Raw genomic sequence first — 17536 nt, 5'->3', positions numbered from 1 at the left:
GCTGCTGTCCGATTCCCAGGGCCGGCTGCAGGATCGCCGACCGCTGTCCATCATCGACATCGGCTCGAATTCGATCCGCCTTGTCGTCTATGAGGGGCTGGCGCGCTCGCCGACCATGCTGTTCAACGAAAAGATGCTGGCGGGCCTCGGCCGCGGCATCGTGTCGACGGGGAAGCTCGACCCCGAGGGCGTGACACGGTCGATGGAGGAGTTCCGCCGCTTCCGCGCGCTCTCCGACCAGGCCGGCGCCGAGCACATGTACGTGCTGGCGACCGCGGCTGCCCGCGAGGCCGTCAACGGCCCCGATTTCATCCACCGCGCCGAAGACGTGCTCAAGACCGAGATCCGCGTGATCAGCGGCCGCGAGGAAGCCTATTATTCCGCGCTCGGCGTCATCTGCGGCTTTCATCCGGCCAACGGTATTGCGGGTGACCTCGGCGGTGGCAGCCTTGAACTGGTCGACGTCAATGGCGAGGCGATCGGCGACGGCATAACGTTGCCGCTGGGCGGCCTGCGCCTCCAAGATATGGCCAAGAACTCCCTCACGCAGGCGGCGAAAATCGTGCGCGACGAGCTGGGGCGGGCGAAGCTGCTGAAAGGCGGGCAGGGCAGGCCTTTCTATGCCGTCGGCGGCACCTGGCGAAATCTCGCCCGGCTGCACATGGAGATGACCAACTATCCGCTTGGCGTCATGCACCACTACGAGATCGGCGTCGAAAGTGCAGCCAATTTCCTGCGGCAAGTGGCGAAAGGCGAGATCGAGAAGATCAAAGGCATCGAGGGCGTTTCGAAGAACCGCCGCTCGCTCCTGCCTTACGGTGCCATCGTGCTGCAGGAGATCATGGCGGCGATGCAGCCGTCGAAGATCATCGTCTCGGCGCTCGGCGTGCGCGAAGGCTTCCTCTATTCGCTGCTCGACCAGGCCGAGCAGAAGGCCGATCCGCTGATCTCGGCATCGGAAGAACTCGCCCGGCTGCGTTCGCGCTCGGTCACCCATGCGCATGAACTCGTCGACTGGACAGCCAAAACCTTTGCCGCTTTCGGCATCGACGAGACCGAGGACGAGGCGCGCTACCGCCACGCCGCGGCATTGCTGGCCGACATCGGTTGGCGCGCGCATCCCGAATATCGCGGCAAGCAATCGCTCAATATCATCGCCCACGCCTCCTTTTTCGGCGTCGACCACCCTGGCCGCGCCTACCTGGCGATGGCCAACGCTTATCGGCACGATGGCATCTTCAACGAAGCCATCGCGCCCGAGATCAAGGCGCTGGCGACACCGCGCTATCTGGAGAGGGCGCGGGTGCTGGCGGCATCGATGCGCGTTGTCTACCTGCTGACCGCCTCGATGCCCGGCGTCATGCCCAGGCTGAAATGGGAGCAGCGCGGCAATGGCGTGCTGGCGCTGGTCTTGCCGGCATCTCTGGCAGATCTCTACGGCGAGCGGCCCGCCGGGCGCCTGGCCCAGCTGGCGCGAATTACCGGCCGCCGCCTGGTACTGGCGGTCGAAGGCGGGCCGAGCGTTTCGGTGAAATAGGTACGGCCTACCAGAGCGTGAGTTATCTGATCCACGCCGATATTAGACCAACTCAATCGCGCCACTTGTTCAGCGGCTTCGCGTTTGAAGACCGGCTTTCCCTACTCCGTCTTGGCTTCGCCAAGCCACCTCTCGCCCCTCCGGAGTGAGAGGAAGGGCGCCAAGATTGGCGAACTCGCGCCCTTCTTCTCCCCCGTCGATCGCGGGAGAAGTGTCGAGCGCAGCACGACGGAGTGGGGGTCGACTTGGCTCGGGCGTTGACTTGGCTCGGGCGTCGAGAGTTCAACCCGGGGCATATGTCTGGTTCGTTCCGGGCCTGCCCTTGGATTTAGGCGATATCAAACCGCAGCCCGCCCGTCGACCGACCAGGCGCCGGCCCCGGCCATCGCCAGCGCCAGGAAACCGCCCGATATCGCGATGTCCTTCATCAGCATCTGCGAATGCAGCAAGGCGAGCATCGCGTCGTCGCCGCCTTGGCCGTAATGGCCGATGAAGCCGGCAACGATGCAGAAGGCGGCGAGCAACAGCGCAACGATCCTGGTTTGGAAACCGACCAGGATAAGCAATCCGGCGATCAGTTCGAACAAGCCGGTTCCCCAGGCGGCGAGCGTCGGCAACGGCAGGCCGAGGCCGGAGAAATAGCCCGCGGTGCCGGCAATGTCGCTCAAGGCATGAAAGCCGGACGGGACGAACAGGGCGGCCAGCAACAGCCGGGAAAGCAGAAGCAGCGCATTGCGGGGCATGCTGGTTACCCTCCATCGTCGGCAGTCCTTGGCTCCGCTCTAGCAGAATTGCCGCCTGGCGGAAAATTCCGACCGGTATATCCCGACAACGAAAAGGCGGCGCGGAAAATTCCGCGCCGCCTTTTGGTTCAGCTATTTGCCAGGGTGGCTTCAGCCGCGCTTGGCGTCGACCGAATAGGCGCCGGCGCCTGAGGAAGCCAGCACGAGGAAGCCACCGGCGATCGCCAGGTTCTTCATGAAGTTGATCATCTGCATCTGGTCGGCCCAGCCGGTGTGGGCGACCAGGGCCGTGGCGACGGTGAAGATCGCCAGCACCCAGGCGGCAATCCGGGTCTGGAAGCCGACTAGAATGGCCAGACCGCCGAGCAGTTCGACGAGGCCGACGACGATGGCCGTCACGGTCGGCAAGGGCAGGCCGAGGCCGCCGAAATAGGCCGCGGTGCCGGAAAGGGCGCTGAGCTTGCCGAAACCGGAAAGCAGGAAAATGACCGCGAGCAGGATACGGCCGAGCAGGATGGTGACAGAACTGTTGGACGCGGTGCCGGTGCCGGCGAAGGAAGTGTTGGTGGACATGGTGGCTCTCCGAATAGGGTTGATCACCCTTCAGATAGACCATGCTGACTGTTCACCAAAGCCGCCTGTCTGGCGACACATTGTTCACAGGACATACGTTTTCCGTGAACCGGTGAAAAACGGAAATTCGTGCCGGTTGACGCGGTGGCGGGAGGATATTCTCCGCCGAAAAGTGCCTTCACCCCGGATGGGTCATATCTTCGGGCCGCACGATCCGGTCGTAATCGGCTTCGCTGACCAGCCCGGTGGCAAGCGCTTCCTCGCGCAGCGTGGTGCCGTTCTTGTGCGCGGTCTTGGCGATCTTGGCGGCGTTGTCGTAGCCGATGGTGGGCGCAAGCGCCGTCACCAGCATCAGCGAGCGGTCGAGGGCCGCCTTGATGTTGTCTTCCCGCGCCTCGATGCCGACGACGCAATTGTCGGTGAAGGAGACCGAAGCGTCGGCGAGCAACTGCACCGACTGCAGGAAGTTGTAGGCCATCAGCGGATTATAGACGTTGAGCTCGAAATGGCCCTGGCTGCCGGCGAAGGTAAGCGCTGCATTGTTGCCGAACACCTGCACGCAGACCTGGGTCATCGCTTCGCACTGCGTCGGGTTGACCTTGCCCGGCATGATCGAGGAACCCGGCTCGTTTTCCGGCAACGACAACTCGCCAAGGCCGGAACGCGGCCCTGAACCGAGGAAGCGTATGTCGTTGGCGATCTTGAACAGCGCGGCGGCAGCGGCGTTGATGGCGCCATGTGAGAACACCATGGAATCATGTGCTGCCAACGCCTCGAACTTGTTCGGGGCGGTGACGAAGGCGATACCGGTGATGGCGGCGATGCGGTCGGCCACCCGCTCGGCGAAGCCGACGGGCGCGTTGAGGCCGGTGCCGACCGCGGTGCCGCCCTGCGCCAGTTCCTGCAAGCCGGGCAGCGTCAGCTCGATGCGCTTGATCGACGAAGCGACCTGCGCGGCGTAGCCCGAGAATTCCTGGCCCAGCGTAAGCGGGGTGGCGTCCTGCGTGTGAGTGCGGCCGATCTTGATGATATGGTTGAACTCTCTGCTCTTGGCGGCGAGCGCCTTGTGCAGGTGCTTCAGCGCCGGCAACAGGTCATGCACGATGCGCTCCGCGCAAGCGATGTGCATGGCGGTCGGATAGGTGTCGTTCGACGACTGGCTCATATTGACGTGGTCGTTCGGGTGCACCGGCTTCTTGGAGCCCATGACGCCGCCCAGCATCTCGATTGCCCGGTTGGAGATCACCTCGTTGGCGTTCATGTTGGACTGCGTACCCGAGCCGGTCTGCCAGACCACCAGCGGGAAATGGTCGTTGAGCTTGCCATCGATGACTTCTTGAGAGGCTTCCACGATCGCCTTGCCGATCGCCGGATCCAGCCGCTTCAGCTCCATATTGGCTTCCGCCGCCGCCCGCTTGACGATGCCGAGCGCGCGCACGACGGATGCCGGCTGCTTTTCCCAACCGATCTTGAAATTGCCGAGCGAACGCTGCGCCTGCGCGCCCCAATAGCGGTCGGCGGCGACCTCGATGGCACCGAACGTATCGGTTTCGGTTCTGGTCTTTGCAGCGCTCACGGCAAGTCTCCGGTCTGTCGATTTGGGCAACGGCGTATCGCGTTGCACAAAACGCATCAAGCGGAGATTGCGGGCGGTGAAGATGCAAATCGGTTGAAGACGGAGCCAATCTCTCCGCTCGCGGGGAGATCGGCTGTCCCGCTCACCCCGCCGTATATCCGCCATCCACCGCGAAAATCCCGCCGCTGGTCCATGCCGCCTCGTCGCTGGCGAGATAGATCGCGATGCCGGCGAGATCCTCGGGGCGGCCGATGCGGCCAAGCGGGTAGCTGCGCTCGACATAGGCCTCGAGCTCAACCTTTGCCTGCGACGGCAGATTGTCGACGGTCCTGCGCCGCATGGCGGTGTCGACGGTGCCGGGCGCTATGGCGTTGACCCTGATGCCGCGCGGGCCGAGTTCGAAGGCGAGTGACTTGGTCAGCGAATTCAGTGCGCCCTTCGACAGGGAATAGAGGCTAGACGGCCGGTTGGGGATCATCTTGTTGGCGAAGTAGGAGGAGATGTTGATCACCGATGCGCCGACCGGGAGATGCGGCAACAGCCCTTGCGTGAGGAAGAACGCCGTCGCCACATTGAGCGCGAAGGATTGCTGGAATTGGTCAATGCTGACAGTCTCGAACGGCACGAGATAGGCGACACCGGCATTGTTGACGAGGATGTCGAGCGGCCGGCCGGATTCTTTCACAAGCTCGACAACCGCCGCGACGCCGGGGCGGGTGGCGAGGTCGGCCGACAGCGTTTCGACGGCGCCGTTCGGATGGAAAGCCGTGAGTGTTTCGCGGGCCGCCTCGAGTTTTCCGATGTCGCGCCCGATGATCAGGACCTCGGCACCCTCGCGCAAGAAAGCGTCCGCTACGGCAAGGCCGATGCCGTCCGAACCGCCGGTCACCAGCGCGCGTTTGCCGGAAAGTCTCATTGAACGCTCCAAGCCTGTTTGGTGACGAGAGCACCGCATATCGGCGGTCGAGGTCAAGCCGGCTGCCTATCCCATGGTATGAACTTCGGCGGCGGCCGGCGTCGGGGTCAATTGCCGGCGCTTGCATTCGCAAGTGGGCAGGGAGCCAGCGGGAATTTACGCCCGCCTCGATGCCGGGGAGATATAGCGGATCAGACGCCGCCTCCGCGCGGACTGGAGATCAGCAACAAAGCCGCGAGCGCGATGTCGCCGACAGGCGCAAGATTTCGGTCGGTCTGGCCAGGTCATGTCGGACGGCGTGCGAGAAGGCCAGCCATGCAGGTGAGGCGGCAAGCGCGGTTTCATGCAGGGCGTGCGTTTCTTCGCCATCAAAACCCATCACACTGATGAAAACATTCTCAGTCGCTCGCACCGGCAGGCGTAGAAAGCTGTTTTCCGCATGCTCCGTGACGAAAGCAGCGAGCAGCCGCGCACCGGGCGACGCCGTCATCGGCGCCGCTTCGGCCTCGAAGCGGCTGGCGAACGCGGCCTCTGCGCCCGGCCGCAAATGATAAATCCGAATCACGACCATGCCTGACAGCGGCGTGCTTCTGCCTGGCCTTTCGTCTACGGCCAAGCCCGCGCACAAGGCGCCGGAGAGATCGAAGCCAGCCCCGGGCCACGCAGGTTTGAGCAGCAGCACATCGTCGGAATCGATCATCGTGGCGTTGGCGGCATCGCGGTGCGCTGCCCATACCGGACCGTCATAGAAGGCGCTCAGGGCACGTTTCCGCGCCTCCATGTCCTCGAAGCCGCGCAGCCAGACGAACATGTCGGGGCGATCGAGATCGCGGAACTGGCCGATGATGGTCATCCCGGCCTCTTCCTGGCCTTCGATCAGCTTGCCGTCGAAGAGGTCGATAAGGGTATCGCGCTTGCCGGGCTTCAGCGTGTACTGCCGCAGTTCGACGACCGAGGAGACGAGCGCTGCGGTCTCCGATGGGGCACTCAGGGGCAGGCTCATAAGCTCGTCTCCAAAAACAGGGTGATCATCCTGTTTTATAAAACAGACCGGTTGTCCTGTTTTGTCAATGTGCTAGCTTCTTTTTCTTCCCTCCTGGAAGGAGAAGGTGGAGATTCGCGATGGCAGGGCATGCCCAGAAGCGCACCAATGATCCCGAAGGCATGCGCAACAGAGTGCTCGATGCCGCGCAGGAAGGGTTTCAGCTACGCGGCTATCACGCCTCCAGTCTCGGCGATCTGATGGCGGCGGCGGGTGTCAGCGGCGGCGCATTGCATCATCATTTCCCGACCAAGAAGGCGTTGGCGCTGGCAGTGATCGAAGAGCGTGTGGCCGCGGCGGTCGAAGAGACATGGATGGCGCCTTTGCGGGCGGCGGCTTCGGCGCGCGAAGGCGTGCGTGCAGCCTTCGAAGCCGTGGCGGCGGAACTTGAGCGGCAAGGCTTCGTGCGCGGCTGCCCGCTCAACAACCTTGCGCATGAACTGTCGCTCGCCGATGCCGAATTGCGCGCCGCCCTCGCCGGCATTTTTGCCGGCTGGCGCCAGGCGATCGCCGACAAGGTCCGGGCCGATCAGCAGGCGGGCAGGGAGCAGGACACCGACCCGCAGCGTTTCGCCGCCCTGGCCGTCGCGGCCTATTCCGGCGCGATGTCGATGGCCAAGACGGCGCAGGATGCCGGCATGTTGCGCGATTGCCTGGCGGGGCTGGAGCAGAATGTCGCCCAAGCTTCGCCGGTGGCTGCAACGAGGCGGCGTCGCAGGATATTGCTGCCACCGGGAAACCTTTGATGCCGAGGGCGGGAACGATCCTACAACTCAGTTCGGTTCTGGGGGAGGGTAGCCGTGGACCGGGCGCTGAACTTTACTGCTGACCGGTGTCCGTGCTGAACTTCAACCCATGATGAAGCGCTTCTCACCAAAATCGGTATCACGACGCCGTTTCCTGGCGCGTGCCGCCGGTCTTGCCACGGCCCTTGCGCTTCCACGCCCGGCGCTCGGCCAGACCGGGCAGCGCATTCAGCCTGTCGACGCCACCTTCCTGTTCATCGCCGATGTCCATGCCTGCCGCATGGCCAGCGGCTTGAGCCCCAATTGCCAGCAGGAAGGCAAGACCGATGCCGCCTTGCTGCGCAATGTGGCGGCTCTGAACGGCATTGGGGACAAGACATGGCCCCTCGAGATCGGCGGCGTCCCGACGGGCCTGCGCTCCGCCGGCAGCCGAATCGGCACGCCGCTCGGCCTCGTCATCGGCGGCGACATGACCGACGATGGCGGTGGTCAGATCACCCAGCCGAGCGAAGGCACGCAATTGCTGCAATTCAGCCAGCGTTACCAGCAAGGCATGGGGCCTGACCGCGTGCATGTTCCAGTCTATGTCGGGCTCGGCAATCATGACCTCGACCAGAACGGCCCGCGGCATCACGTCGACTGGTACCGGCGCGAAATGCGCGACTATGTCGAAGTCAATCACCGTGCCGGCGTGTTCTTCAAGCCACCGGTACCTGCCATCGACTACGATGTCGAGACCGACTGCTATGCGTGGGACTGGGGCGGGCTGCATCTTGTCCAGACCCACCGTTTCGCCGGCGACACCGGCCATGGTGCGGACAGCAGCCTGCCCTGGCTGAAGCAGGATCTGGCGACCTATGCGGCGGATGGCCGCCCGGTCATCCTGTTTCAGCATTATGGCTGGGATAGTTTTTCGACCGAGCGATGGGATCCCGCTAAAAAGGCGTTCGACGACGACGGCAAGGGGCCGCCGCATTGGTGGAGCGATGCGGACCGTCAGGCACTGCTTGCGGCTCTGAAGGGCTATAACGTGATTGCCGTCTTCCATGGCCATCAGCACGAGGTGCCGATGATCTATCAGCGCGACGGCCTTGATCTCTTCAAACCAAAGGCAGCCTATATGGGCGGGTTCGCACTGGCGCGGGTCACCAATGATGGCATGGATGTCGTGCTGGGCGAAGCCAACGACGATCACGGCGAGGTCACATTCACCAACGCCTTCAGCAAACCGTTCGAGACATGAAAGCCCGCAGCGGCCTTTTCATCCCGGACGCTGACCGACGTCGACCTGGCAGTACGCTCGGGCCTCGGCCTCCGCTACGAGATGCCGCCGATGATGACCGCCGCGGATGTAAGGGCCGAAAGAAAACGCCCCTCGCACCTTTTATCGTGCGGGGGGCGTCTTTGCCGTTAGCTTTTCCTTCGATTGCTCTCGTGAATTGCTGACGACAACCATGAAACGTGCTTCGACCGAAATGGCTCCCGGCGCGTCCACATTTTTTTAGGGCCGCTTTGTTCAATGCCCGATTGGCGTGAACCGTCGCGGCGGGTGAGCCAAGAATTTGACATGGCCGTTTAAATAGCTTATAAGACCTTTGTCGATATTTGTTGACCGACTTTTGTTATCCGCGTTTTGCAGCGCGCCTTTGACGAACTTCCCACACAAAAAATCGAGACAAACGACGTTATGCATCCGCATGGCGGCGAACGAGTATTTGCCATGGAAAGGGTTCGTCATGAGCACCGGCACAGTTAAATGGTTCAACGCCACCAAGGGTTTTGGTTTTATTCAGCCTGACGACGGCTCTGCCGACGTTTTCGTCCACATCTCGGCCGTAGAGCGCGCCGGCATGCGTGACATCGTCGAGGGCCAGAAGCTCGGCTACGAGATGGTCCGCGACAACAAGTCCGGCAAGATGTCGGCCGACCAGTTGAAGGCGGCCTGAAAAAGAATTCAGCCTTCCCGGTGACCACGGATGTACTGGCACCGGTGAATGGCGAATTCGGGCGCATGGCGGTGGAAACCTGAGTTTTCGCACCCTGCGCGCCGGAGCGTCCTGTGCATCCACTGGATGCGCGACGCTCTCATGGAAGGTCAGGCGGTGCCTGGCCTTTTTCACTTTGTGGGTCTCGCCGCCGAAAATGCGCTGCGCGTCGGCCTGAACGTGCTAAGGGACGCTCCAGCAAGTTGAATCCGCCGCCCCAATGCTTTTGCGCGTGGGTCCTGACTGAAGACCGGTCTTGCCCTATTGGCATAAGACTCCTGACAGGAGAAAGATTTTGACCGCCAACTCGAAGACAGCTGCTGATCAGGCAGCGCCCTTGTTCAGCAAGACGCAAACCCAGTCGATGTCGCTCAACCGCATCATTTCCGAACGCGATGCCGTCACCGAGGCGCGTGAAGCCAAGACCGCGCGCTTGCGCGAACTGCGCCTGGAAAAAGAAGCTGATGAAATGGCTGCGGCGGCCGCACTGGCGGCGTTGCCGAAACGGGCCGGAAGACGCTGATGGCGACGAAGCGTGTGCCGGCGACACCCATCGCCGCTGATGCGACCATCGCCGACATGGTCGAAACATTGGACAAGCCAGTCGAATATGTCCGGCGTGTGCTGGAAAAACTCGAACGCTGCAAGCGCGCCCATGGCGATGCACAGGTGCGCGTCGGCGTGCGCGGCCGTGCCGAGTGCCCGAACTATTTGATCGAATATGTCCGCCAAGACGCCAAGACCCGTGAGCCGGTGACCCATCAGGACGCCGCCTACAGCGGCAGCACGCATCGCGAACTGGCGCCGCATCACATCGCGGAGGCGAGGAACTGGTCGCCTGAGGAAATGAACATAACGGCGGTTTCGGCTCTGATTGGCCGTTTGCGCAATCCGCGCGCACCCTCATCGCGCTTCGCCGACGAGGACTGAGATGGCCATAAAATTCTCCGCCAAGGACCACCCGGCGGCACCGGCCGCTGCAAAGCCGGTCAAGCCGGGTGCCGCGCCGAAGGCCGATGCAGCTGTCGAGGCCGCGACCGATCTATTCAAGTCGCCGGCCGAGGCGCCGTCGCGCAAGGCAGGCAAGAAGAAATAGCGCCTTGCCGCAAGACGCCGACCGCAATCTGCTGTGCAGGGACCGTTCTCGTCGGTGACCGCGGCAAGCCTTTCATCGCCCCAACGAGGCACCGTCCCGGCATTCGATTGCCAGAGCTGCGGCGCCTGTTGTTCCTACTCGGCCGAGTGGCCGCGCTTTTCCACCGAGGATGACGCGCAGCTCGACCGTATCCCGGACAAGTATGTCGCGGCCGATCTGTCGGGTATGCGCTGCGAGGGCGCGCGCTGTTCGGCCCTCTGTGGGGAAGTCGGCAAGGCAACCGCTTGCGGCATCTACCAGCTTCGCCCGGATGTCTGCCGCGCCTGCATGCCCGGCGACGAGGATTGCCTGATGGCGCGTCGGGCACACGGGCTGCCTGTCCTCTGATCTGACGGCGCCGCGGCTTGTGTGCGGGGATTTCGCTGCTACGCTGCTGCGGGCAGCACAGCGGAGGATCAAATCGTGAGCATCGAATTCTTGTTGACGTCGCTGATCGTGGTGGCTTCGCCCGGCACCGGCGTCCTCTACACGCTGAGCGCCGGGCTTTCCCGCGGCGCCCGCGCCTCAATCGTCGCCGCTTTCGGCTGCACGCTCGGCATCATCCCGCATATGGCTGCCGCCATCACCGGCCTCGCCGCGCTCCTGCACACCAGCGCGCTCGCCTTCGAGACGCTGAAATATCTGGGCGTCGCCTACCTCCTTTACATGGCCTGGAACACGCTGAAGGAGAGGGGTGGTCTGAGCGTCGAGGACAATGTCGCGCCGCGCTCCACCGGCAAGGTGATTGCGAGAGGCATCCTCGTCAATGTGCTCAACCCGAAGCTGTCGATCTTCTTCTTTGCCTTCCTGCCGCAGTTCGTCAGCACGACCGAGCCGCACGCGCTGTCGAAGATGCTGGAACTGAGCAGCGTCTTCATGCTTTTGACCTTCGTCATCTTCGTCGGCTATGGCATCTTCGCCGCCTCGATCCGCAGCCATGTCGCGTCGCGGCCGAGGGTACTGACCTGGATGCGCCGCACCTTCGCCGGCGCTTTCGTCATGCTCGGCGCCAAGCTTGCGCTGGCGGACAGGTAGAATTCGTTCGCCTCACCTTGTCACGAAATCGATGCTAAGCAATGAGAAGGCGAGCCTTGGCTCGCCTTCTTTTGTTCTTCCACTCCGGACTAGCCGGCAATCATTTGTTCGCGCCGCCGAGCGCCTTCAATTTTTCGCAGAACGGGGCATACGGCTTGCTCATCGCCGCATCCTGACAGTCCTTCATCATCATGGCCTGGTCGTCCTTGGACATTTTTGCCCAGGCGGCCTTCATCTCGGCGTCGGATTTCATCGTCTTCATGCTCGCATCGGTGAAGAACGGTTCCATCATCTTGGGCGAGTCGAGCGCCCCGGCAAGTGCCGTGCCGCTGAGAACGGTCAACGCGAGTGCTCCAAAGCAGGCGGTTCTGATGTTCATGACATTAGTCCTCCCTATGGTCTTTCTCGATCGTCGAATGGCGGTCGGACTCAATTCCTAGCACGAACCGATGTGTATTAGGAGTAACTCATATGGTGAAGTCGGCCTATCCCTTGACGTAACCCATCGCCTCGACGATCCGCCCGCCCTCGACGCGCATCAGATTGACGCCGCGCAGCGAATTGCCGCCCGCCATCCAGTAGCGCCAGCGGATCGTCGCCCGCTCGCCGGCGACGAAGGTCTCCTCGATGTCGAAGCGCGTGCCGGGCTGGGTCGCGATCGCCGCCCATAGCCCGACACAGGCCGCCTTGCCGGCATGGCGCGCACCGTCCGGTGCCGGCACGGTGTTTTCAATCACGCAGTCCTCGCCCACCAGCTCGGCCAGCGCCGACGGATCGTGCAACTGGAACACGTCGTTGAAGCGCCGCATGATCTCGGCTGTCCGCCGCGAGTCTGGATGGCTGTCCATGATGCTGTCCTGTCTCATCTCGTGCTTCTCCTGATTCATTGTTGCGCGACGGTACCCACGAGGGTCGCCTTGAGGTTGATCTGGGCCACGCCGGCCAGCGCGCGCGAGACGAGACAACTCGCCTTGGCGGACTGGGCAAGGCGCTCGAACTGGTCTTCGGCGAGCCCCGCGACCTCCACCGCCGTTTCAAGGTCGATGCGGGTGATGGTCGGCCCGGCCGCCGTCGCTCCGAGGTGCACCCTGACGATGGTGCGGATGTCCCGGGGCACATGACCTCCCTGGCCGAGGATGAAGGTCAGTGCCATCGAGAAGCAGCCGGCATGCGCGGCCGCGATCAGTTCTTCCGGGTTGGTGCCGGGGCCGTTCTCGAAACGCGACGGAAAGGAATAGGCGCCCTCGAACACACCGCTGCCGAGCCGCAGCCGGCCTGAACCTTCCCTCAGCGTGCCTTGCCACTCGGCCGAAGCTTCACGAATTGTCATTGCTGTTCTTCCTTCAGGTTCGATCGATGTTGAAAGATCAGGCTCCGTCGATGACGACCTTCCCGAACACGTCGCCTTGCTGGAAATAGCGGTAGGCGTCGCGGGCCTCGGCGAAGGGGAAGACCTTGTCGATGACCGGCCTCAACCGGTGCGCCGAGATGGCGTTGAGCATCGTTTCCAGGTTCGCGCGGCTGCCAACGAACAGGCGGCTGATGGTGGCGAGGCTGCGCTGATAGATGGCGCCCGGGATCTGCACCGTTGCACCCTTCGCGTCCTGAATGGTGAGCAGCACGATGCGCCCGTAAAGCGCGCTGGCGATCATCGACTGCGCGAAGGTCGGCGGGCCGCCGGTTTCGATGGCAAGGTCGACACCGCCGGTCTCGCCACGCACCATCGCCCCCCATTCCGGCATGTCGGTCGAGGAGACGACGAGGTCGGCCCCCATCGCCCGTAGCCTGCCGGCCTTCTCGGCGCGAGAGGTGACGGCGACGACGCGGCAGCCGAGCAGCTTGGCGAATTGCAACGCGAACAGCGAGACGCCGCCCGAGCCGATGACCAGAACCCATTGGCCGGGCTTGGGAATCTCCGCCCCGGTCAATGCGTTCCAGGCTGTCAGGCCGGCGCAGCTCAGCGTTGCCGCCTCGCGCCAGTCGAGATGCTCGGGAAGTCGCACCGCCCATTGTTCGTCAAGTACGGCGTATTCGCCGAGCATGCCATCCAGCGTGCAGCCCAACTGGTCGATCAGTCCGGCATTGATGCGGCCATCAATCCAGCGGGCGAAATAGCTGCCGGTGACGCGGTCGCCGACCGCAAAGCGTGTGACATCATCGCCGATGGCGACGACCTCGCCGGCGCCGTCGCTGAGCGGAACGATCCCGCGGCGTGGCGTCAAGGGGTAGGTGCCATTGAGGATCATCGTGTCGCGTCGGTTGAGCGAGGTGGCGCGCACCCGCACCACGATCTCCTGAGGCCTTGGCTCCGGCCGTACCCCTTCCCGCATCACCAGACATTCGGTTCCGCCCAAACCTTCAAGACGATAGCTGCGCATTCCGGTTCTCGATTATATAGACTGATCTACATAATATATAGACCGATTGTCATATTCCTGACAAGGCTTATAATGATTCCTCCTGACAGGGGTTGACATGGCGAACGATACGAGAGCCCGCATACTCGAAACGACCGGATTGCTGCTCAGGCGGCGCGGCTATCACGGTACTTCGCTCAATGACATACTGAGCGCCAGCGGCGCCCCGCGCGGCTCGCTCTATTTTCACTTTCCCGGTGGCAAGGATCAACTGGTCGTCGAAGTGACGCGCGCCAGCGTGGCCGAGGTGACTGAGAGGCTTGGCGCCGAGCTGGCGGCGGAAAGCGACCCGGCGGTTGCCGTCCACCACATTTACCAGTCGGTCGCTCGCATGCTGGAGGACAACGAATTCTCGCTCGGCTGCCCGATCGCGCCCGTCGTGCTGGACTCGCCGACCGATGTCCCGGAGCTGGCGGAACTGTGCCGCTCGGCCTTCGAGCAATGGATCGGCCTGCTGCGGGACGCCTTCGTCAGGGCAGGGGTGCCGGAGCGCCGCGCGCACGCTCTGGCGCTTCTGGTCGAATCCTCGCTGGAGGGGCTGATGGTGATCGCCCGCGCCACCCGCGATCGTGCGCCGCTGCTGGCGGTGGCCGACGAGGTTGCGGCGCTGATCGAAACCGCGGTGCTGGCCGGTGAAGCGCGCCCACGCGCGGACATTATCTGAGGCTCAATGTCTCGGTAAGCGATGGTCGAGCCTTTCGGCTCCTGCATCATCTCGAAAAGAAAAGGGCGACCTGTCGGCCGCCCTTTCCGTAAGTCCTGCGATGTGGGCTGGATTAGAAATCCATGCCGCCCATGCCACCCATGCCGCCGCCGGGCATACCGCCAGGCATGCCACCAGCCGACTCTTTCTTCGGAGCCTCGGCGATCATGGCCTCGGTGGTGACCAGCAGGCCGGCGACCGAAGCCGCGTCCTGGAGAGCCGTGCGCACGACCTTGACCGGGTCGACGATGCCCATGGCGATCATGTCGCCATAGTCGCCGGTCTGGGCATTGTAGCCGAAGGTCGCGCCCTTGTTCTCAAGGATCTTGCCAGCAACGATCGATGCTTCCGCACCGGCGTTGGCAGCGATCTGACGGGCCGGAGCCTGCAGTGCGCGGCGAACGATGTTGATGCCGGCCGCCTGGTCGGAGTTGACGCCGGTGGCCTTGAGGTTGCCCGAAGCGCGCAGCAGGGCCACGCCACCGCCGGCAACGATGCCTTCTTCCACGGCCGCGCGGGTCGCGTTGAGGGCGTCATCGACGCGGTCCTTCTTTTCCTTCACTTCCACTTCGGTCGCACCGCCGACGCGGATCACGGCAACACCGCCGGCAAGCTTGGCCAGACGTTCCTGCAGCTTCTCCTTGTCGTAGTCCGAGGTGGTCTCCTCGATCTGCTGCTTGATCTGGGCAACGCGGCCCTGGATCTCTGCCTTCTTGCCGGCGCCGTCGACGATGGTGGTGTTCTCCTTCGAGATCGACACCTTCTTGGCGCGGCCGAGCATGTTGAGGCCGACATTCTCGAGCTTGATGCCGAGGTCTTCGGAGATGACCTGGCCACCGGTCAGGATGGCGATGTCTTCCAGCATGGCCTTGCGACGGTCACCGAAGCCCGGAGCCTTGACGGCGGCGATCTTCAGGCCACCGCGCAGCTTGTTGACGACCAGCGTGGCCAGGGCCTCGCCTTCGACGTCTTCCGAGATGATGAGCAGCGGCTTGGAGGTCTGCACGACCGCTTCCAGGACCGGCAGCATCGCCTGCAGGTTGGAGAGCTTCTTCTCGTGGAGCAGGATGTAGGCGTCCTCGAGATCGGCAACCATCTTGTCGGGGTTGGTGACGAAGTAGGGCGAGAGATAGCCGCGATCGAACTGCATGCCTTCGACGACCTCGAGTTCGGTCTCGGCGGTCTTGGCTTCCTCGACGGTGATGACGCCTTCGTTGCCGACCTTCTGCATCGCTTCCGCGATCATCTTGCCGACCGACTCGTCGCCATTGGCCGAGATCGTGCCGACCTGGGCGACTTCCTCGGAGGTCTTGATCTTCTTGGCGGCCTTGCCGAGAGCTGCGACCACTTCGGTCACGGCCAGGTCGATGCCGCGCTTCAGGTCCATCGGGTTCATGCCGGCGGCAACCGCCTTGTGGCCTTCCTGGACGATCGACTGCGCCAGAACGGTCGCGGTCGTGGTGCCGTCGCCGGCGATGTCGTTGGTCTTCGAAGCGACTTCGCGGACCATCTGCGCGCCCATGTTCTCGAACTTGTCCTCAAGCTCGATTTCCTTGGCGACGGTGACGCCGTCCTTGGTGATGCGCGGTGCGCCGAACGACTTGTCGATGACGACGTTGCGGCCCTTGGGGCCGAGCGTGACCTTCACCGCGTCGGCGAGGATATTGACGCCGCGCAGCATGCGCTCACGGGCGTCGCGGGAGAATTTTACGTCTTTGGCAGCCATGTTCAACTCCTGGCAGGGGCTCGGATCGAGCCCGAAGATTTAAGATTCAGTTGATGGAAAGGCCGATATTCAGCCGATGATGCCCATGATGTCGGATTCCTTCATGATCAGAAGGTCTTCGCCATTGAGCTTGACTTCGGTGCCCGACCACTTGCCGAACAGAATGCGGTCGCCAGCCTTGACGTCCAGGGGCACGAGCTTGCCAGCTTCGTCGCGGGCGCCGGAGCCGACGGCGATGATCTCGCCTTCCTGCGGCTTTTCCTTCGCCGTGTCTGGGATGATGATCCCGCCGGCGGTCTTGGATTCGGATTCGACCCGGCGTACGACCACGCGGTCATGAAGCGGGCGGAACTTCGACTTTGCCATGTTTTCTTCCTCGATGAGAACGGTGAGAAACAGTTCCTCCGTCCGGCGAAGCCGGACAATCTACAAAGCCCGGGGTAGCGGACCTGTGGTTAGCACTCACCAAGGGCGAGTGCTAACGTGGCGGTGAAATAGGCTGCTGGCCGGCGAGAGTCAAGGCGCGCGCGAGCGGGCAGCGGCGCGAAATTTTGTTTTCCGCGAAAGCCCGCTCGCAGAACGTGCCAGTTGCCGCCGGCCTTTCATGCGAAATGCGCCGGTTCCACCAGCAATCGATGGCGAAACAAGGCGCGGAGGGGTGCTCTGCCGCTACCGGTCAGAGATCCTGCCGCCCGACACTTCGATACGCAAGACGTGTCGATGTCAGGGGAGAGAGGGGCACGAAAGCCGCCGCCGAAACTACAGAAACAATCTCAGCTGCGTGTGGATGATGGACCTGTAGTCGTCGATCGTGCGCCGGCCTTCCTTCTCGTCCTGCGTCAGCGCCAGCCGCACGACGCCGCCGGCAAGCTGGAAGATCAGGAACACCACGCGCGCGAAGTCTTCGCGCCGGTCGGGCCGCAGCATCGGAGCGACGTGGTCGCAGAACATCTTGGCCTGGTGCCTTGTCTCTGCGATGTCGAGGTTCTGCAGCGCCTTGTCGGCCTGGATCGCGTTCTGCAGATCCTGGATGGCCGGGTCGTCGGCCACGCGCTGGTAATAGTCCTCGAGCATGCGGTCCGCGGCAGCCGTTACGTCCTCAAGCCCGCTTATTTCTGTGATGATCACACCGAAGCGTGCGCGGCTTTCTTCCGAGAAGCGCTCATAGAGCATAGCCAGGATCGCCGATTTGTTGGGAAAATAATGGTAGACGGTGGCGATCGGTCCGCCCGCCAGTGCGCCCACTTCCTTCATCGTCACCGCGTCGATGCCTTTTTCGCCGATCAACCGCATGGTCGTCGAAAGGATCGCGTCAATGCGTTCGCGGCTCCGCTCCTGCTTGGGCCTGCGCCTCGGCGCCGTCGCCATCCGTCTTGCTTCCGCCATGCGCCCAATCTCTCGC

The 17536-nt window shown here is 63.2% G+C and carries 22 protein-coding genes; 10 read left to right on the top strand and 12 right to left on the bottom strand.

All coding sequences use genetic code 11. The annotated features are described in order from the left end of the window. Window position 1: 1 nt before the first annotated feature. Entirely contained in the window at window positions 2-1537 is a 1536-nt protein-coding gene (ppx, locus tag LB532_RS11675) for an exopolyphosphatase (protein WP_140515513.1), read from the top strand. A 338-nt stretch (window positions 1538-1875) separates the two neighbouring features. Here ppx and LB532_RS11670 read toward each other — a convergent pair whose 3' ends face one another. From LB532_RS11670 to LB532_RS11650, 5 genes are all read right to left on the bottom strand, one after another. Then, window positions 1876-2280 carry a DoxX family protein gene (locus tag LB532_RS11670; RefSeq protein WP_140637682.1) on the bottom strand — a complete coding sequence of 135 codons (405 nt, stop codon included), beginning with the start codon at window positions 2278-2280 and terminating at the stop codon, window positions 1876-1878. A gap of 150 nt (window positions 2281-2430) precedes the next feature. Then, the gene (locus LB532_RS11665; protein ID WP_140637683.1) at window positions 2431-2853 is read right to left on the bottom strand and encodes a DoxX family protein; all 423 of its coding nucleotides are present in this window, start codon (window positions 2851-2853) and stop codon (window positions 2431-2433) included. A 178-nt stretch (window positions 2854-3031) separates the two neighbouring features. Beyond that, window positions 3032-4429, bottom strand: a complete 1398-nt coding sequence (fumC, locus tag LB532_RS11660) for a class II fumarate hydratase (protein ID WP_140549217.1) — start codon at window positions 4427-4429, stop codon at window positions 3032-3034. 142 nt (window positions 4430-4571) lie between these two features. Further along, on the bottom strand, window positions 4572-5345 hold the full coding sequence (locus tag LB532_RS11655) for an SDR family NAD(P)-dependent oxidoreductase (protein WP_140637684.1): 774 nt from the start codon (window positions 5343-5345) through the stop codon (window positions 4572-4574). Window positions 5346-5565: 220 nt separating this feature from the next. Beyond that, complete coding sequence (locus tag LB532_RS11650; protein ID WP_140637685.1) at window positions 5566-6348, bottom strand: NIPSNAP family protein; 783 nt, start codon at window positions 6346-6348, stop codon at window positions 5566-5568. Window positions 6349-6467: 119 nt separating this feature from the next. Between LB532_RS11650 and LB532_RS11645 the strand changes: the two genes are divergently transcribed. From LB532_RS11645 to LB532_RS11610, 8 genes are all read left to right on the top strand, one after another. Then, the gene (locus LB532_RS11645) at window positions 6468-7133 is read left to right on the top strand and encodes a TetR/AcrR family transcriptional regulator (protein ID WP_140637686.1); all 666 of its coding nucleotides are present in this window, start codon (window positions 6468-6470) and stop codon (window positions 7131-7133) included. Window positions 7134-7242: 109 nt separating this feature from the next. Further along, window positions 7243-8376 carry a metallophosphoesterase gene (locus LB532_RS11640; RefSeq protein WP_140637687.1) on the top strand — a complete coding sequence of 378 codons (1134 nt, stop codon included), beginning with the start codon at window positions 7243-7245 and terminating at the stop codon, window positions 8374-8376. Between the two features lie 493 nt (window positions 8377-8869). Continuing rightward, window positions 8870-9079 carry a cold-shock protein gene (locus LB532_RS11635; RefSeq protein ID WP_010915421.1) on the top strand — a complete coding sequence of 70 codons (210 nt, stop codon included), beginning with the start codon at window positions 8870-8872 and terminating at the stop codon, window positions 9077-9079. Between the two features lie 334 nt (window positions 9080-9413). Further along, window positions 9414-9641, top strand: a complete 228-nt coding sequence (locus LB532_RS11630) for a hypothetical protein (protein WP_140637688.1) — start codon at window positions 9414-9416, stop codon at window positions 9639-9641. Further along, window positions 9641-10048, top strand: coding sequence for a hypothetical protein (locus LB532_RS11625; RefSeq protein WP_140637689.1), 408 nt, complete (start codon window positions 9641-9643; stop codon window positions 10046-10048). Before LB532_RS11630 ends, LB532_RS11625 begins: the two co-directional genes overlap by 1 nt. 1 nt (window position 10049) lies before the next feature. Beyond that, complete coding sequence (locus tag LB532_RS11620; protein WP_181169234.1) at window positions 10050-10214, top strand: hypothetical protein; 165 nt, start codon at window positions 10050-10052, stop codon at window positions 10212-10214. Between the two features lie 54 nt (window positions 10215-10268). After that, window positions 10269-10601, top strand: coding sequence for a YkgJ family cysteine cluster protein (locus LB532_RS11615; protein ID WP_140637690.1), 333 nt, complete (start codon window positions 10269-10271; stop codon window positions 10599-10601). A 75-nt stretch (window positions 10602-10676) separates the two neighbouring features. After that, window positions 10677-11288 carry a LysE family translocator gene (locus LB532_RS11610; protein ID WP_140637691.1) on the top strand — a complete coding sequence of 204 codons (612 nt, stop codon included), beginning with the start codon at window positions 10677-10679 and terminating at the stop codon, window positions 11286-11288. A 100-nt stretch (window positions 11289-11388) separates the two neighbouring features. Here the strand turns inward: LB532_RS11610 and LB532_RS11605 are convergent, their stop codons facing one another. From LB532_RS11605 to LB532_RS11590, 4 genes are all read right to left on the bottom strand, one after another. Continuing rightward, complete coding sequence (locus tag LB532_RS11605) at window positions 11389-11667, bottom strand: hypothetical protein (RefSeq protein ID WP_140637692.1); 279 nt, start codon at window positions 11665-11667, stop codon at window positions 11389-11391. A 106-nt stretch (window positions 11668-11773) separates the two neighbouring features. Beyond that, a complete protein-coding gene (locus tag LB532_RS11600; protein WP_140637693.1) occupies window positions 11774-12154 on the bottom strand; it encodes a nuclear transport factor 2 family protein in 381 nt (126 codons plus the stop codon). Between the two features lie 17 nt (window positions 12155-12171). Continuing rightward, a complete protein-coding gene (locus tag LB532_RS11595) occupies window positions 12172-12618 on the bottom strand; it encodes an OsmC family protein (RefSeq protein WP_224556800.1) in 447 nt (148 codons plus the stop codon). A 37-nt stretch (window positions 12619-12655) separates the two neighbouring features. After that, window positions 12656-13666: a zinc-dependent alcohol dehydrogenase family protein gene (locus tag LB532_RS11590; protein WP_140637695.1), complete on the bottom strand. Its 1011-nt coding sequence runs from the start codon at window positions 13664-13666 to the stop codon at window positions 12656-12658. A 97-nt stretch (window positions 13667-13763) separates the two neighbouring features. Between LB532_RS11590 and LB532_RS11585 the strand changes: the two genes are divergently transcribed. Next, window positions 13764-14369 carry a TetR/AcrR family transcriptional regulator gene (locus LB532_RS11585; RefSeq protein ID WP_140637696.1) on the top strand — a complete coding sequence of 202 codons (606 nt, stop codon included), beginning with the start codon at window positions 13764-13766 and terminating at the stop codon, window positions 14367-14369. Window positions 14370-14481: 112 nt separating this feature from the next. On the opposite strand, the gene groL is transcribed toward LB532_RS11585, so the two are convergent. The 3 genes from groL to LB532_RS11570 all read right to left on the bottom strand — a co-directional run bounded on the left by groL (window position 14482) and on the right by LB532_RS11570 (window position 17520). Further along, entirely contained in the window at window positions 14482-16134 is a 1653-nt protein-coding gene (gene groL, locus LB532_RS11580) for a chaperonin GroEL (protein WP_140637697.1), read from the bottom strand. A 69-nt stretch (window positions 16135-16203) separates the two neighbouring features. Further along, entirely contained in the window at window positions 16204-16500 is a 297-nt protein-coding gene (gene groES / locus LB532_RS11575; RefSeq protein ID WP_006203049.1) for a co-chaperone GroES, read from the bottom strand. A gap of 393 nt (window positions 16501-16893) precedes the next feature. Beyond that, window positions 16894-17520 carry a TetR/AcrR family transcriptional regulator gene (locus LB532_RS11570; RefSeq protein WP_181169235.1) on the bottom strand — a complete coding sequence of 209 codons (627 nt, stop codon included), beginning with the start codon at window positions 17518-17520 and terminating at the stop codon, window positions 16894-16896. Between the last annotated feature and the right edge of the window lie 16 nt (window positions 17521-17536).

This window comes from Mesorhizobium sp. ESP-6-2 (assembly GCF_020164675.1).
Classification (GTDB): domain Bacteria; phylum Pseudomonadota; class Alphaproteobacteria; order Rhizobiales; family Rhizobiaceae; genus Mesorhizobium.
This window is presented reverse-complemented; position numbering and strand designations above follow the sequence as displayed.

Coding starts and splice junctions, on each gene's coding strand:
- LB532_RS11605 (WP_140637692.1), bottom strand. CDS start 11,667: ATGAACATCAGAACCGCCTGCTTTGGAGCACTCGCGTTGACCGTTCTC.
- LB532_RS11655 (WP_140637684.1), bottom strand. CDS start 5,345: ATGAGACTTTCCGGCAAACGCGCGCTGGTGACCGGCGGTTCGGACGGC.
- LB532_RS11620 (WP_181169234.1), top strand. CDS start 10,050: ATGGCCATAAAATTCTCCGCCAAGGACCACCCGGCGGCACCGGCCGCT.
- groES (WP_006203049.1), bottom strand. CDS start 16,500: ATGGCAAAGTCGAAGTTCCGCCCGCTTCATGACCGCGTGGTCGTACGC.
- LB532_RS11600 (WP_140637693.1), bottom strand. CDS start 12,154: ATGAGACAGGACAGCATCATGGACAGCCATCCAGACTCGCGGCGGACA.
- LB532_RS11635 (WP_010915421.1), top strand. CDS start 8,870: ATGAGCACCGGCACAGTTAAATGGTTCAACGCCACCAAGGGTTTTGGT.
- LB532_RS11665 (WP_140637683.1), bottom strand. CDS start 2,853: ATGTCCACCAACACTTCCTTCGCCGGCACCGGCACCGCGTCCAACAGT.
- LB532_RS11670 (WP_140637682.1), bottom strand. CDS start 2,280: ATGCCCCGCAATGCGCTGCTTCTGCTTTCCCGGCTGTTGCTGGCCGCC.
- groL (WP_140637697.1), bottom strand. CDS start 16,134: ATGGCTGCCAAAGACGTAAAATTCTCCCGCGACGCCCGTGAGCGCATG.
- LB532_RS11645 (WP_140637686.1), top strand. CDS start 6,468: ATGGCAGGGCATGCCCAGAAGCGCACCAATGATCCCGAAGGCATGCGC.
- LB532_RS11640 (WP_140637687.1), top strand. CDS start 7,243: ATGATGAAGCGCTTCTCACCAAAATCGGTATCACGACGCCGTTTCCTG.
- LB532_RS11570 (WP_181169235.1), bottom strand. CDS start 17,520: ATGGCGGAAGCAAGACGGATGGCGACGGCGCCGAGGCGCAGGCCCAAG.
- LB532_RS11585 (WP_140637696.1), top strand. CDS start 13,764: ATGGCGAACGATACGAGAGCCCGCATACTCGAAACGACCGGATTGCTG.
- LB532_RS11625 (WP_140637689.1), top strand. CDS start 9,641: ATGGCGACGAAGCGTGTGCCGGCGACACCCATCGCCGCTGATGCGACC.
- LB532_RS11650 (WP_140637685.1), bottom strand. CDS start 6,348: ATGAGCCTGCCCCTGAGTGCCCCATCGGAGACCGCAGCGCTCGTCTCC.
- LB532_RS11595 (WP_224556800.1), bottom strand. CDS start 12,618: ATGACAATTCGTGAAGCTTCGGCCGAGTGGCAAGGCACGCTGAGGGAA.
- LB532_RS11590 (WP_140637695.1), bottom strand. CDS start 13,666: ATGCGCAGCTATCGTCTTGAAGGTTTGGGCGGAACCGAATGTCTGGTG.